Source organism: Candidatus Symbiopectobacterium sp. NZEC135 (assembly GCF_025962695.1).
The window spans coordinates 163,403-178,922 of the sequence record NZ_JAGFPF010000005.1; the positions used below are offsets into that span (position 1 = coordinate 163,403).

General features: G+C 49.7%; 14 protein-coding genes. 4 read left to right on the plus strand and 10 right to left on the minus strand.

Features of this window, described 5'->3' with window-relative positions; all coding sequences use genetic code 11:
• Nucleotides 1–85: 85 nt before the first annotated feature.
• Both adk and hemH read left to right on the plus strand, forming a co-directional pair.
• Nucleotides 86–730: an adenylate kinase gene (gene adk / locus J5224_RS05240; RefSeq protein WP_264624340.1), complete on the plus strand. Its 645-nt coding sequence runs from the start codon at nucleotides 86–88 to the stop codon at nucleotides 728–730.
• Nucleotides 731–959: 229 nt separating this feature from the next.
• Nucleotides 960–1,922 (plus strand): ferrochelatase, encoded by a 963-nt coding sequence (gene hemH / locus J5224_RS05245; protein ID WP_264624341.1) that lies wholly within the window; start codon nucleotides 960–962, stop codon nucleotides 1,920–1,922.
• A gap of 52 nt (nucleotides 1,923–1,974) precedes the next feature.
• Here the strand turns inward: hemH and ybaL are convergent, their stop codons facing one another.
• The gene (gene ybaL, locus J5224_RS05250) at nucleotides 1,975–3,663 is read right to left on the minus strand and encodes a YbaL family putative K(+) efflux transporter (RefSeq protein ID WP_264624342.1); all 1,689 of its coding nucleotides are present in this window, start codon (nucleotides 3,661–3,663) and stop codon (nucleotides 1,975–1,977) included.
• Nucleotides 3,664–4,207: 544 nt separating this feature from the next.
• On the opposite strand from ybaL, the gene ushA reads away from it, so the two are divergent.
• On the plus strand, nucleotides 4,208–5,860 hold the full coding sequence (gene ushA / locus J5224_RS05255) for a bifunctional UDP-sugar hydrolase/5'-nucleotidase UshA (RefSeq protein ID WP_264624343.1): 1,653 nt from the start codon (nucleotides 4,208–4,210) through the stop codon (nucleotides 5,858–5,860).
• A gap of 119 nt (nucleotides 5,861–5,979) precedes the next feature.
• Here ushA and J5224_RS05260 read toward each other — a convergent pair whose 3' ends face one another.
• Nucleotides 5,980–7,086 carry a hypothetical protein gene (locus J5224_RS05260; RefSeq protein WP_264624344.1) on the minus strand — a complete coding sequence of 369 codons (1,107 nt, stop codon included), beginning with the start codon at nucleotides 7,084–7,086 and terminating at the stop codon, nucleotides 5,980–5,982.
• Nucleotides 7,087–7,814: 728 nt separating this feature from the next.
• Here J5224_RS05260 and J5224_RS05265 point away from each other — a divergent pair.
• The gene (locus J5224_RS05265; RefSeq protein ID WP_264624345.1) at nucleotides 7,815–9,200 is read left to right on the plus strand and encodes a glycoside hydrolase family 28 protein; all 1,386 of its coding nucleotides are present in this window, start codon (nucleotides 7,815–7,817) and stop codon (nucleotides 9,198–9,200) included.
• Between the two features lie 268 nt (nucleotides 9,201–9,468).
• On the opposite strand, the gene ybaK is transcribed toward J5224_RS05265, so the two are convergent.
• The 8 genes from ybaK to J5224_RS05305 form a co-directional block, all read right to left on the minus strand.
• A complete protein-coding gene (ybaK, locus tag J5224_RS05270) occupies nucleotides 9,469–9,948 on the minus strand; it encodes a Cys-tRNA(Pro)/Cys-tRNA(Cys) deacylase YbaK (protein ID WP_264624346.1) in 480 nt (159 codons plus the stop codon).
• A 28-nt stretch (nucleotides 9,949–9,976) separates the two neighbouring features.
• Nucleotides 9,977–10,792: a TraB/GumN family protein gene (locus J5224_RS05275; RefSeq protein WP_264624365.1), complete on the minus strand. Its 816-nt coding sequence runs from the start codon at nucleotides 10,790–10,792 to the stop codon at nucleotides 9,977–9,979.
• 114 nt (nucleotides 10,793–10,906) lie between these two features.
• Complete coding sequence (locus tag J5224_RS05280; RefSeq protein WP_264624347.1) at nucleotides 10,907–11,365, minus strand: NfeD family protein; 459 nt, start codon at nucleotides 11,363–11,365, stop codon at nucleotides 10,907–10,909.
• Nucleotides 11,355–12,278, minus strand: coding sequence for an SPFH domain-containing protein (locus J5224_RS05285; protein WP_264624348.1), 924 nt, complete (start codon nucleotides 12,276–12,278; stop codon nucleotides 11,355–11,357). Before J5224_RS05285 ends, J5224_RS05280 begins: the two co-directional genes overlap by 11 nt.
• Nucleotides 12,279–12,491: 213 nt before the next feature.
• A complete protein-coding gene (locus J5224_RS05290; protein ID WP_264624349.1) occupies nucleotides 12,492–14,156 on the minus strand; it encodes a methyl-accepting chemotaxis protein in 1,665 nt (554 codons plus the stop codon).
• Nucleotides 14,157–14,646: 490 nt separating this feature from the next.
• A complete protein-coding gene (locus tag J5224_RS05295) occupies nucleotides 14,647–15,057 on the minus strand; it encodes a tetratricopeptide repeat protein (RefSeq protein WP_264624350.1) in 411 nt (136 codons plus the stop codon).
• Nucleotides 15,058–15,181: 124 nt separating this feature from the next.
• Entirely contained in the window at nucleotides 15,182–15,442 is a 261-nt protein-coding gene (yfaE, locus tag J5224_RS05300; RefSeq protein ID WP_264624351.1) for a class I ribonucleotide reductase maintenance protein YfaE, read from the minus strand.
• 4 nt (nucleotides 15,443–15,446) lie between these two features.
• Nucleotides 15,447–15,520 (minus strand): hypothetical protein (locus J5224_RS05305; protein WP_264624366.1); only part of this gene is annotated, 74 nt, incomplete at its 5' end.

Consider the following 15,520-nt stretch of genomic DNA (forward strand, 5'->3'; position numbering starts at 1 on the left):
TCCTTGAGGATAAGCCTCTGGAATGGTATGGTTGAGCGTTTTCAACTTTATTTTAAAAAATCTACATAGCAAGGGGATTTACGCAATGCGTATTATTCTGCTGGGCGCTCCGGGCGCAGGCAAAGGCACTCAAGCACAATTCATTATGGAAAAGTATGGCATTCCGCAAATTTCCACGGGTGATATGTTGCGTGCGGCGGTGAAAGCCGGTACCGAACTGGGTAAACAGGCCAAGGAAATCATGGACGCAGGTAAACTGGTCACGGATGAATTGGTTATTGCCCTGGTAAAAGAGCGTATCGCCCAGGATGATTGCCGTAACGGTTTCCTGCTGGATGGTTTTCCTCGCACCATTCCGCAAGCGGATGCCATGAAAGACGCGGGCATTCAGGTTGATAACGTTATTGAGTTCGCCGTGCCTGACGAACTGATTGTCGATCGCATTATTGGCCGTCGTGTGCATGCCGCATCAGGTCGTGTTTACCATGTGCAGTACAACCCGCCAAAGGTTGAAGGTAAAGACGATGTCACGGGTGAAGAGCTGACCATCCGTAAAGACGATCACGAAGATACTGTGCGTAAACGTCTGGTGGAATACCATCAGCAAACGGCGCCGCTGGTGGACTACTACCAGAAAGAAGCCAAGGCAGGCAACACCCGTTACCACAAAGTAGACGGAACCCGTCAGGTAGCACAAGTGCGCGCTGAGTTGGAATCCATCCTGGGTTAATCTCTCGCTGCGTTGCCTGAAAATGCCGGTACAGTATGTGCCGGTTTTTTTTTATCTGCATCCGGTGTTATCGTCTGCCATTCGCGACTTCAATGGCAAGTATCGGTAATAACATCGCTTTTCCTATCCCGTCCGGGCAACATTTTCGCTACACTCAGCGCTGGTAACGATAATCGCTTCCCGCTGTACCCTATGTGTACGGCGAGCAGACTTTTTATGAGGGCAGACGATGAGTCAACAAAAAGTGGGCGTACTGATGGTGAACCTGGGGACGCCCGAAGCCCCGACGACGCAGGCGGTGAAACGCTATCTGGCACAGTTTCTTAGTGATAAGCGCGTGGTGGATACGCCGCGCTGGCTCTGGTGGCCGTTGTTGAATGGTGTGATCCTGCCTTTTCGTTCCCCCCGTGTCGCCAAACTGTATCAGTCTATCTGGACGGTTGACGGTTCCCCATTGTTGGCATTCAGTCGACGTCAGGAGTGCGCGCTTTCCGCCCGTTTAGGCGACGATATTCCGGTGGCGCTTGGCATGAGCTATGGTTCGCCGAGCTTGCCATCGGCGTTGGATAGCCTGTTGTCACAAGGTGTCACGCAACTGGTGGTGCTGCCGCTCTATCCGCAATACTCCTGCTCCACCACGGGTGCCGTATGGGATGGGTTGGCTGACGCACTGCGCACGCGCCGTCAAGTGCCAGGTGTCCGTTTTATCCGTGATTATGCGACGCACCCGGTCTATATCGACGCGCTAAAGCAGCGTGTGGAAGCGTCATTTGCAGAGCACGGCGTGCCAGACCGTTTGATGATATCGTTTCATGGCATTCCAGTGCGGTATGCTACAGAAGGGGATGACTATCCGCTGCGCTGTCAGGCAACGGCACAGGCACTGATTGCGGCGTTGGGATTGGCACCGGAACAGGCGCAAATGACCTTTCAATCGCGTTTTGGCCGTGAACCCTGGCTGACACCCTATACGGATGAAACATTAAAGGGATTACCTGCGCACGGGATCAAACATATTCAGGTTATTTGCCCGGGATTTGCAGCCGATTGTCTGGAAACGTTAGAAGAGATTCAGGAACAGAACCGGGAGATTTTTCTGCATGCTGGTGGTGAGCGGTTTGCTTATATTTCGGCGTTAAATGATGATGCGCGGCACATTGATTTGTTTGAAACGCTGGTGCGTGACGAGTAGGTAAAACAGTACTGCTAAAAGCGCGCAGCGGGGTTACCGCTGCGCATCGGTATCAAATCGGGCACTCTTTTAATTCTTCGGCTTTTACCTGCTCAAGCTGTAGCAGGGTAATCATGCTATTGGCGATTTCGCGTTCACCCATCACGACCTGATTGGCACCGTGTTCGGTGATATAGCTGACTTCATCGTCATAATGCGCGCGGGCAATGATCTCCAGATCAGCGCGTTTTTCACGCGCCGCTGCCACGATCTCCCCTGCCTCATAGCCGTTAGGAATGGTCAATAACAGCCAGCGGGCGCAATCCAATCGAGCCAGCTCCATGATTTCCACCTTAGTGGCATTTCCCAGCACGGCCTTGATGCCTTGCTCGCGTAGCGCATCCACCCGTGCACGCGAATTCTCTATAACCACGATAGGAATGCCTTCTTGATGCAGTTTGGCACCGATCAGGCTGCCAACGCGGCCATAGCCGACCAATAGTGCGTGGTTACACATATCAACCGGGATCTGCTTCTCTTCTTCGATAGCTTCTTCCACGATTTGCTCATCAATGGTCTCTGTTTTCTCCAGATAGCGTTCCAGCAGCGTAAAGAGCAGCGGGTTGATCATAATCGAGAGAATCGCCCCGGCCAGCACCAGATTACGCCCCTGCTCGGACAAGAGACCGAGCACAACGCCCAATCCGGCCAAAATAAAGGCGAACTCGCCAATTTGCGCCAGGCTGGTCGAGATGGTCAGCGCGGTACGCTTGGAGTGGCCGAACAACCGTACCAGCATAAAAGCAGCAGCCGATTTACCGAACACGATAATGGCCAACGTAATGATGACCGCCATCGGCTCATTCACCAGAATCATCGGATCGAACAGCATACCTACTGAAACAAAGAACAGTACGGCGAAGGCATCACGCAGCGGCAGTGTGTCGTGGGCGGCGCGTTGACTGAGTTCTGATTCGTTCAGCACCACACCGGCAAAGAAGGCACCCAGCGCGAATGAAACATCAAACAGTTTCACGGCACCGAAGGCGATACCAAGCGCCATCGCCAACACCGCGAGGGTGAACAGTTCCCGTGAGCCGGTGGCGGCGCTTTTTGCCAACACCCAAGGCACCAGACGACGGCCCACCACAATCATCAGTGTGATAAAGGCGACCACTTTGCCGATGGTCCAGGCCAGGTCACGAATCAGCTTACCGGGATCGGCATGCTCTGCGCCTATCATGTCACGGAACGCGGGCAGCAATACCAGCGTCAACACCATCGCCAAATCTTCTACGATCAGCCAGCCAATGGCGATTTGTCCACGTTGGCTATCAATCAGTTGCCGTTCTTCCAGGGCGCGCAGCAGCACCACGGTACTGGCGGTGGATAAGCACAGCCCAAACACCAACCCGCTTGCCAGGCTCCAGCCGAGCAGAGAGGAAAGGCCCATCCCCAGCAGCGTAGCAACGGCGATTTGCGCAATGGCACCGGGTATAGCGATGGATTTCACCGCCATCAGGTCTTTTAGCGAAAAATGCAGGCCGACACCAAACATCAGCAGAATAACCCCAAGTTCAGCCAATTCAGGCGCTAACGCGGTATCCGCGACAAAACCTGGGGTAAACGGCCCCACCAGAACCCCAGCGACCAGATAGCCGACTAAAGGGGATATGCGTAGTCGATTGGCCAGAATCCCCAGCAAGAACGCGAGGACCAGCCCTACGGCAATGGTGGATATTAGTGGTGTGGTTGCATGCATCCCGACTCCTTTTACCATTGTTGAAAAACGTTCATGAGCAGACTTCTTGAACAAATTCTATTTCATTTAAAGAAATCCTGCTTGGAAAAATGAGGGTATTCTAGTAAAAATCTTCGTTTACTCATTGAATCTAAGTCTAACATAGATTTCATGATACTTTCGTCAGATAAGCATTGATAAACCAACGTTATTGCTCTCATGAAGATACTTTCTCATGCCTGTTATGCCGCATTTTTATCCTGTGCGCTGAGGGGGACCGGTTTCTCTGTGTTAAAAACCCTAGAATAGCGGGGGTAAATGACATAAATACAACAGAATCAAATGAACTGACCATTTTCATCAGCTTTCTCTCGGGATTCATGCGCATAACGCCGATTTTACTTGTGATATAAGTCACAGGTTGCAAATGAAATCGAGCGTTGAGCAAAAGTGCGCTATTCTGGAGGAAGATCTCAATCTGCGCGTACCTGACTAAGACCAGGACGGGTGGAGGGCTGCTATCGCATTCTTTTAACAAGGGTTGTTTATTTAACGGAGAATTTCCATGCGTTTTGCAACGAAAGCGTTAGGACGTGCTATTGCGATGTCGCTGGTTTTTACCTCGGCAGGGGCGCTGGCGTGGGAAAAAGATAAAACCTATGACATCACTATCCTCCACACCAACGATCACCACGGCCATTTCTGGCATAACGAATACGGTGAATATGGGCTAGCGGCGCAGAAAACGCTGGTAGATCAGATTCGTCAGGAAGTGGCCGCTAAAGGCGGTAGCGTGCTGCTGCTGTCCGGCGGAGATATCAATACCGGGGTGCCGGAATCAGACTTGCAGGATGCAGAGCCCGATTTTCGTGGCATGAATATGGTGGGCTATGATGCCATGGCGCTTGGCAACCATGAGTTTGATAATCCGCTCTCGGTACTGCGCCAGCAGGAAAAGTGGGCAACATTCCCGTTGCTGTCCGCCAATATCTATCAAAAGAGTACACAACAGCGTCTGTTCAAACCCTATGCGCTGTTTGATAAGCAAGGTGTCAAGATTGCCGTTATCGGCCTGACCACGGATGACACGGCAAAATTGGGTAACCCGGAATTTTTCACCGATATCGAGTTCCGCAAACCGTCGACGGAAGTGAAATCGGTGGTTGATCAACTGCGTAGCACCGAAAAGCCCGACGTGATTATCGCCGCAACCCATATGGGACACTATGACGATGGTCAGCACGGCTCCAACGCGCCAGGGGATGTCGAAATGGCGCGCAGCTTGCCGGCGGGCTATTTGGATATGATTGTGGGCGGTCACTCACAAGACCCGGTCTGCATGGCGAGTGAAAACAAGAAACAGGTGGATTATGTACCGGGTACACCCTGTGCGCCGGATCGGCAAAATGGCACCTGGATTGTTCAGGCCCACGAATGGGGTAAATATGTTGGGCGCGCTGATTTCACGTTCAAAAATGGCACGCTGACGCTGGCCCATTACCAACTTATCCCTGTCAACCTGAAGAAAAAGGTGGAGAAGACCGGTGGCGGCACCGAGCGCGTCTATTACACCCAGGAGATCAAACAGGATGATGGCGTGGTGAAAATGCTGACGCCGTTCCAGGAGAAAGGCCAGGCGCAGTTAGAGGTGAAGGTGGGAAGCGTCAATGGCACGCTGGATGGCGATCGCAAACAGGTGCGCTTCTATCAAACCAATCTGGGGCATCTGCTGCTATCTGCCCAGCGCGAACGTGCCAATGCGGATTTTGCTGTGATGAGTGGTGGTGGCATACGTGATTCTATTCAGCCCGGTGATATCACCTATAAAACGGTGCTGAAAGTGCAGCCGTTCGCCAATACCTTGGTCTATGTCGATATGAAAGGTAGCGAGGTTGAGAAATACCTGGCTGCGGTGGCGAACAAGAAAGTGGATTCCGGTGCCTATGCCCAATTCCTGAACGTCAGCCTGGTGGCGGATGGACAAGGCGTGCAGGATGTGAAAATCAAGGGCGAACCGTTGCAGGCGGATAAAACCTACCGTATGGCTACGCTGAACTTCAATGCGATGGGCGGTGATGGTTATCCGCGTCTGGATGGATTACCCACCTACGTTAACACCGGTTTTGTCGATGCCGAGGTGCTGAAGCAGTATATCGAGCAGCATTCACCGCTTGATGCAGCGGCCTATGCGCCAAAAGGCGAAATCATTTATAAGTAATGGTTTAAAAATAAAAAGCTGCATTACTTTTATTTTACAAAAAAAGAATGCAGCTTTTTTTCACATGTGGTATTAATTTTCCACTTCAGATTGTGATTATGATGATCGATTTGATGATTTTAAGGTACGGTGAATCCATTATATCCAAAGTTTGATTTGTTGTTGAATATGTCTATGAATTCAAGCGTTGCGAAATACTGGCCGGCCTCAATGCTCCCGACGTGGATAGATGTCTCTCGCGCATCAATTGAATAACTTGAAGTTTCAAATTGAAGAGGCCCATAAACACTATCTTTGTGTATTTTTATGAATACCTTAAATTGTGGAGGAGTGTTTTCTGAAATTTTCCATTTAAGTTCTATTTTTCCAGTAGTAAAATCATACCAACTTTCAAGTGATTGTAAGTGTGGAGAAACAACAGGTTTTGGTTTGGAGTTATATTGATTTGGGAAAAATGTTTTTTGATGCTCACTATTCCCACTGTTTTCTTCTGATTTTAATAAAATATTCACGTTTTGATAAAGTTCAGCATTCCAATTTTGTGGTTCTGTATTTGCCCATGCAGTGTAATAATTCGGTCTTACCCAAGAGCCATTCATGTCCATGAAATAATGCTGACCGAATACACCAGTGGTGGAATTTCCCTCTGGAGCATTAAAAATTGCAGATGTGCAATTTTTTCCTATTAGAAGAGGATTTTCATCCTCTATTGATGGAGATTGCCCAGATAGGCAATGCGTCCATTTGTTCGCACTGTATGAATATATAAAAACAGCAATATATCTCTCAGGTAATAGGTCAGAAACCCAACTACGGATGACGGTTGTATACCAACTGTTAGGCGTCCATGCATAAGGGGTTTCTACGATAACATGCTGTGTCCCATCGGCATCCGTGCTAGAGGAATATTTTGAAAGTGGTAGCGAGTGAGTTATGTATATCTGACCAGAAAATGATAAATAACTATAAGGTGTATTGTTTATAGGATCAGGCAATTTATCTATAGGATTAGGTCCATAGCGAAGACTGGCGGTTCCATAAAGACCTCGCATTTCGAAGGAACATCCAGCCCAAGTTGGAACATCTATTTTCCCCTGTTGTGGGATTAATTGTTCCACGTAGAGCAAGTTTGCATATTCATTACTAAAACTTGATGTGACGCGAGGTCCTGGTGCGTCAGAATTAAATGGAGATGATGCGGGTATTACTGGATGTGTAGTGCTCATGTTAATATCCTCATTTGATGGTAGGGATTGCCTGACTTTATGTCTGGGATTGGTGTTTGAGCTATTTTTTATGGGAATGAATTCATCTGGTTTTATATGTATTGATGAATACGCTTTTCTTTTGGTCTTTAAATATATTTAAAACATAAGCCAGACTTCAATGGTTATTTTTTTTAACTTCAGTTTCAATGTAGATTTATTTTTTTTATGTCAATTTGTATAAATGAATCCCTTGGCAATAAAAATGTTTTTATTGTGTGGTTTTGTTGTTTTTATTGGTTTTTTTTGTGCGTGTGCTCTTTTTCTTAAAATATTATTTTTTTATAATAAATGTAATCTGAATGATTTCTTTGTTAATTATTTACACTGTTTAATAATGTTTTTTTGAAAATTAAAATTAATTAAAATCAATAATGAACTTTGATGTGTTGACTGTGTTTTTTGTACAAATGCAAATGTTTGTGTCATTCTATCTAATCTTTATGAGGGATATATAATATTTCACATGGATTTCTATGTTACATATCAAATTATCTAATATAAGGTTTGTGATATGTTAAGGGATTGTAATCTTCTGCTTTTGCCCTGCCATTGTGCATGATCTAAAGATAAATTGTTAGCGCTAACATTTTTACAGTGCTTATCGTTGCAAACGTGATCTGTCGTTGTTTTTTATTGAAAAGCCTTTGATATTTTATTAAAACATCTTTTCAATAGAGGGAGTTGGAATGAAGAAGGGGTTTGTTTTGTCATTGCTTGGCGCATGTATTGCGGTCAGTTCTCAGGCGGGTGCCGCAGCCTTACCTGCCGTTGTCACTTTTACCGATAATGGCAAAGTGTGCGATGTCACGCAATATGGCGCGGAAGGTCATCGCCTGCAAATTGCATTGAATACGGATTCATTCCAACGCGCTATCGATGATTGTTCGGCTGCAGGCGGCGGTACGGTGTTGGTGCCGGAAGGCAACTATCTGGTCAACCCACTGTTCCTGAAAAGCAATGTGCGTCTGAATCTGGCGAAGAACGCCACCATTGTGGCATCGACAGAAGAAGCTGCCTATCGTGCCACAGAACAGACCAAATACGCCGAGGCGGAAAATGGCTGGTTGCCGTTTATCAGCGTTGCTGATGCCAAGAACGTCGCTATCACCGGTGAAGGTACCATTGATGGACAAGGTGCCGTGTGGTGGGAGCGCTGGCGTGCCAATATCCGTGCTACGGGTAAGAAAGGCGGCACCGATCGTCCGCGTTTGATCTACATCACCCGTTCCAGCAATGTGTTGGTGGATGGCGTTACCTTGACGCACTCGCCGAGTTTCCACGTGGTGATGCGTTACGCGCATGACGTTAACGTCAACAACACCAAGATCCTGTCGCCTTGGCACGCACCGAACACCGATGCCATCGATCCTATCGACAGCCAGAACATTCGTATCACCAATAACTTTATCGACTGTAACGACGACCATATAGCCATCAAGGCCGAGAAGCCCGATGAGCGTTTCCCTGAAGGCGTCGTCGACAATATCTACATTGCGAACAACGTATTGCGTCAAGGACGCGGTATTTCTATCGGCAGCGAAACCTCCGGCGGCGTGAATAACGTGCTAGTGGAAAATAACCAGTTCGAAGGTTCGATGTACGGTATTCGTATCAAAACGCTGCGCGGTAAAGGCGGCGAGGTGAAAAACATCACTTATCGCAACACCAAAATGGTCGATGTTGATATTCCGCTGGTGTTTGCAGGCTACTACAAGGCGGCTCCCATTGTGCAAGCCGAAGTGGACAAACTGCTGGCAGAAGGCGGTTTCACCATGGGTGAACAAATTTACCCGCCAGATACCGATGCCAAACAGCCGTTTGATAAATACAAGACGCCGCATTTCAGCAATGTGACGATCGAGAATCTGGAATCCACCGGCAAAAGCAAAGCCGCTGCGTACATCATTGGTGTACCAGAAGCACCCTTGAGCGGTTTCCACTTTGATAACGTGCGTATCGATGCCGATCAGGGGATCCGCGTGCGTAACGCCGAAGTGCAAACCAAAGGCTTAACCCTTAACGTGAAGCAAGGGCCGACGCTGTTGGTCGAAAAAGGGGCCAAGGTCGATTAATTACCCGTTTTGAAGCGGTGGCAGGGGACACACTGGCCGTGGAGTCCTCTGCCATCAGCTTCTTTTACGCTTCATACTTCACGCTGTGGCGGCGTTGGCTGCGCTCAGTCCCCCGAATCACTTACTGATGTAAGCTCATCGGGATGAATGAACCTCATCCCTGAGGTTCACCCTACGGGCCAGCGCAGGCGCTGTTCAAATTTGTTCCAGACAAATTTGCCCTTCACTTGCTGCCTTGCCACAACGCGAATTATTTCGCATTCCTTCCCTAATCCCGCTTGGCAATATCACTAAATGAGGCTTTCAGCAGTTTTGCCAAATCGGAGGGGGCGAGCCCGATATCCAGCCCGCGTTTGCCGCCGGAAACGTAAATCACCGGGAAGTGTTGTGCCGGTTCATCGATGGCGGTTGGCAGCAGTTTTTTCTGTCCCAACGGGCTGATACCGCCGACCAGATAGCCTGTAACCCGCTGAGCCAGCATCGGGTCGGCCATATCCGCTTTTTTGGCACCAAAGGCTCGCGCCACCTTCTTTAAATCCAACTGCCCGGAGACTGGGGTGATGGCAACGGCCAAATGTTTGGCATCGCCGTTCAGCGACACCAGCAGGGTTTTGTACACCTGCTCTTTATTCAACCCCAGCTTACGCGCGGCCTCTTCGCCAAAATTGGTTTCGTTTGGGTCATGGTCATAGCTGTGAAGTTGGAAAGCGACCTTATTTTTTTCCAGAAGTTTTACTGCGGGTGTCATGGTGCTCGTTCCTTAGTCAATCCCGTTGTTATCGCTCTGCACTAACAGGTTGTAGCAGGGAAGGCAGGCTATTGTCGCCATACAGATGCAACGCACCGACCGCCACCACATAATGTCCGTTCGGTAGTGCCTGTAGCTGATCGCGCCAACGGGTATTGCGCTGACGCATTAATACCTCGGACAAAGCGTGGCTGAACGTCGCTGGCATAGCGGCAGCGGGTTTTGCTGGCGGTCCTGCCAGCCACCAGCCGGTCATCACCTGAAGCAGGCGCGCATTAACGTGCCAGTGATCCAGCGTATCTTCCAGTAATGCTACACCCCCCTGCGGCAGTTGTCGCAGCATGGCGAGCTGTTCTTGCTGACCTTCAAGTTCAATCACCGGAATGCTTGCCGCCTTGGCGGCCTGAATCAATTGATAGTCGATGCCATACTGAGGCCGTAAGCCGAGTGATTGCGCCTGCATCGCCTGGAGCGTCAGCGCGGCGTGCCAGGCAGGCAGATGTTCAAAGCGACTCACGCTAAGCGCCAGTGCCTCACAGTGCTGCTGGAACTGCTGGTAGCGTTCTGGGTCCAGACGCTCAGCCAGCTCGATGGGCTCGTACTCTTCCTGCAACGGCGAACCCATATCGGAAATATCGGCTTCCACCACCAGTGCAGTAGATTGCTGCAATTGTTTCAGCAACACCTCCGGCAACGGAGACATGGCTTCGCTGCCCATATGGATACTGCCTACCAAATGCAGGCGTCCGCCGTTTGTCAGCGAAACATCCAGTGCGGGGTAGGCATAGGCGACCGGGGAAATGAATCCCAACCAGGTGGCCAGTTGGCGCAGTAACGTCATGATTTATCTCCCTCAACCACAAACACTCATGCTAACCGCTTGTGCCGCGCGAGGATACTGCCATAAGGATGAAAAATCCCCAACCGTGTTACCGCTGGGGATAATAGGGAAGGGCGGTCAAACCTTGAGGGGGCGGACGTGTAGCGTGATGCCATCAACAGCGATCACTTCGACCGTGGTGCCGACGGGAAGGTGTTCATCGGCTTTGATCCGCCAGGTGCTGTCGCCGATTCTCGCTCGGCCGACGCCATCTTCAACCGCTTCGGTGATGGTGGCTCGCACCCCAATCAATTGCCGACTGCGCTGATTGAGTAACGTGGCGTCCGTGATCCGGCGTGAACGGCTACGCAGCCAGTACCACCACAGCAGCGCGGTGATGATGGTCAGCACGGCAAACAGCGTTCCCTGCCACGCCCAAGGCAGCGGTAATACCCAGGTTAACAAACCGATGATAACGGCAGACACGCCGCTCCAGAGCAAATAGCCGCTGGCCCCAAGCATTTCAGCCGCCAGCAGCAGACCACCCAGCGAGAGCCACACCCAGTGGGCATTCTCAGCCAGCAGTTCAACGTCCATTCTGGCTCCGGGCATTTCCGCTGTCTTTGATCAATTCGGCGATACCACCGATAGCGCCCATCAGATTGCTGGCATCCAGAGGCATCATGATAACTTTGCTGTTGTTGGCAGAACCAATCTCTTTCAGTGCATCAGTATATTTTTGTGCCACAAAGTAGTTGATGGCCTGAATATTACCGGAGGCAATCGCATCAGAGACCATCTGGGTTGCGCGTGCTTCTGCTTCTGCGGCTCTTTCACGGGCTTCTGCTTCCAGAAACGCGGATTGACGTTCCCCTTCAGCTTTCAAAATCTGCGACTGTTTTTCACCTTCCGCTTTGAGAATGGCAGCCTGCCGTATCCCTTCGGCCTCAAGAATATCGGCACGTTTGGTGCGTTCTGCTTTCATCTGTGCGTTCATTGAGGCGATCAGTTCGGCGGGCGGTCGCACATCACGGATCTCAATACGGGTAATTTTTACGCCCCACGGTCCAGTGGCTTCATCGACGATATGCAGCAGGCGTGTGTTGATGCTGTCACGCTGCGACAACATTTCGTCCAGCTCCATGGAGCCCAGTACGGTACGGATGTTGGTCATGGTCAGGTTTTTGATCGCCAATTCGAGCGAACTGACCTCATAGGCCGCGCGTGCTGCTTCCACTACCTGAATAAAACAGATGGCATCAATCGTCACGTTGGCGTTGTCTTTGGAAATCACTTCCTGGGAGGGAATCTCAAGTACCTGCTCCATCATATTGATTTTGCGACCAATGCGATCCATGAACGGTATCACCAGGTTTAACCCCGGCATCAGTGTCTTGGTGTAGCGGCCAAAACGTTCTACGGTCCACTGATAGCCTTGCGGCACGATCTTGATCCCTGACCATACAATAACCAGCGCAACAAATATCAATACGGGAATGACACTCAGCATGGTTTTCACCTCCAAAGGTAGTTTTAAAAATAATTAATTGAAATAAAACTATATTTTTCTTCATCCTGAAAAGATTATTTTAGCGCCGTCGGTGCATAAAACCTATCTTTTCGCAGGCGTAATCGCGGGTTGTCATTGGCGTATTATCTGAAAATAGCAAAAACGAGAGATGAGGCAAGCAGGGGCGCGAATACGCCCCGGCAAGAAGCTGGATTAAAAGGTTGTCCAGTTATCGTTTGAGGATGCTGTGGTGGAGCCCGCACTTGCAGCAGCCAGTAGAGGCATTTTAGTTGCCGCTGTCGGGGGCGTCACAGTGGTTGAACCGGTCTGGGTAATGACAAATACCGCGACGGCATCCGTCAGGCGTTGCGCTTGGTTTTGCAGCGATTGTGCGGCTGCAGAGACTTCTTCCACTAGCGACGCGTTTTGCTGCGTTGATGCATCAAGCTGCCCGACACCAATGTTGACCTGATCGATCCCGACGCTTTGTTCCCGGCTGGAGTGGGCAATTTCCGACATAATGCTGCTCATGTGAGAGGCGTTGGTGCTCAGGTTTTTCATTGAGGCTTCGGCACCTTCCACCAGTTCCATCCCTTGTTGTGTGGTGTGCACGGCATCGTCGATCAACGCTTTGATCTCTTTTGCGGCGGCGGCACTGCGCTGCGCGAGACTACGCACTTCGCTGGCCACCACGGCAAACCCGCGACCCTGTTCACCGGCTCGCGCCGCTTCAACGGCGGCATTGAGTGCCAATATATTGGTTTGGAAAGCAATGCCGTCGATCAGAGCGATGATTTCTACCATGTGGTTAGCAGAATCGCGGATTTCATGCATTTTGCTCGCGGCATCGGACATTTTGCTGCCGCTGTTTTTCATTTCCAGAGCGGCATCATTCACCAGCGTATTGGCCTGTTGGGTATTTTCTGCGGTGTTTTTAACGGTAGCCGCTAGCTGGTTCATTGATGCAGCCGTCTGTTCCAGAGAACTGGCCTGTGCTTCGGTGCGGCCGGAGAGATCCAGGTTACCCGCTGCAATCTGTGCGGTAGCCGAGGCAATGCTGTGGGCGCCATCGCGCAGTTGCCCGACAAGCTGCTGGAGATTGGTGGTCATCTTGTTCAGCGCATTCAATAAGATGCCAGTCTCATCTTTACGCTGATGGTCGATCGATCGCGTCAGGTTGCCCTGTGCAACGGACTCCGCCAATGACACCGCTTGCTGCAACGGCAGCACCACACTGCGTGCCGTTACAAATGACAGCGTCAGGCTGATAACGACGCCTGCTAGAATAATGCACAGCAATATGATGCGAATGCTGCTGTAACTTTGATTAACCGTTTGGTCCGCCTGCCACATGCGGTATTCGGCTTTGCTGATGAATTGTGAGATATCTTTTTTGAGCGCAGTACCCAAAGGCCAGGTGACTTCAAGCGCTTGATGGCGTAGATCCTGACGGTTTTTCGCCAGATTCAGCAGTACATCGCTGGCCTCGGCAAACTTGCTATAGTCCTGCTTGATGGTATTTAACGCGGCAGTGAGTTCAGCATCGTCCTGCACATAATTACTAAGCGTCGTAATATGTTTAACGATAACACTGCGGTCTTTTTTGATCTGTTCAACCGTTGTGTTGATGTTATTTTCGTCATTTTCTGCGGTCAGGGCAAAGAAGGCGGATTGGCTAATAAAGACGTTATTTAAACTGCTCATAACATTGTTGGAGAGCATCACGATAGGATAATTTTTCTTTACTACGGCGTCGATGTGCTCATGGAAGTTTTTAAGCCCGCCAAAGGCCAAGATACCAAAAATAATCAGGATAAGCAGGCTGATGATAGCGCCAATCGCCAGGCGCGTGGCGATTTTCAGATCTGAAAATTTCATTATCGTCCCTATTATAAGAATTATATACCCTAAATAATTCGAGTTGCAGGACGGCGGCAAGTGAATGACAAATTTGTCTGGAACAAATTTGAACAGCACCTGTGCTGGCCCGTAGGGTGAACCTCAGGGATGAGGTTCATTCATCCCGATGAGCTTACACAGGTAAGTGATTCGGGTGAACGAACGCAGCCAACACACCTGCAACTTGAAGTATGACGGGTATAACAATGTGGTCCTTCTTTCCGCTGCGGGCAGTGCAGGCAAGAATAACTGCCGTAACAGCACGATGGAGGCTAGCTCAGTATATAAGTAAAATTACGCGAAGATTTAGACCGTTTTTATCCTAAAAAAGCGTTTAAATAAAGAGAGTGAGATAAACATCTTCAATTTATTATATCCATTTTGATAAATACAAAAGGGAAATAATATACCAACTAAACTATTTGCTGTTTTTGTGCTCCCCCCGTGACGGTGGAGATGCCTCTTTGCCCTAGTCTGCTTTTCCTGCCGCTTCCAACGTCTTCGCTTTTTGAGACCACTGCGCAGCAACGTCGCTGTTTTTTTCTACGCCAAGCCCTTGAGAGTACATCCACCATAAGTTGATATGGGAGTGGTAATCACCTTTTTCAGCCGCTTTTGTGTAGAGCTCAATGGCTTTTGTGTAATTGACCGCCATCCCCTTGCCCTTTTCGTACATAAACCCAAGCGCCCTCATGGCATCGAGATTTCCACGAGCAGAAGATTTCTCATACCAGTATTTGGCTTTCTCATAATTAATATTTTGTGTGCCACCATCATCGTAAGCGCTTCCTAGCGCATATTGCGCAGCGGCGTCAGGCGTATTGTTATCACAAGCCGACAGCAGGAAACACATGACTACTAGCACAACGAACCGGTTCATCCTTAACACCATTTACAGCACCTTTATTACCCTTTTCCGTTAAAATCATGGGTATCCATACCCGAATGAAAACGCCCTGCGCACGTCACTTAAGAAAATATCATACACCGGGCATGCCGAACGCTCATAACTCCAACTCAATGTCATTTACTGGCATGCAGCAGCACGGCAATATTTCGTCTTGTTGTACGCAGGCAAGGGGTGTCTGGCGATAGGCGACGCGACCTTTCACCAGCCGTAAGCGGCAGGCACCGCAATAACCTGAGCGGCACTGATATTCCACGGGTACGCGGTGTTGTTCCAGCACGTCCAATAAGGAGGCTGCACTGTCGTTGTTGGTAAGCTGCGCGCCTGAGACGCGCAGTGTGATGGTCGAGGTGCTCATTGGCTTAGAGCTGGAAGTCACTCAGATCGTCGGCGTTGATTTCAGAATCAATTTGGCCGACCAGATAAGAACTCACTT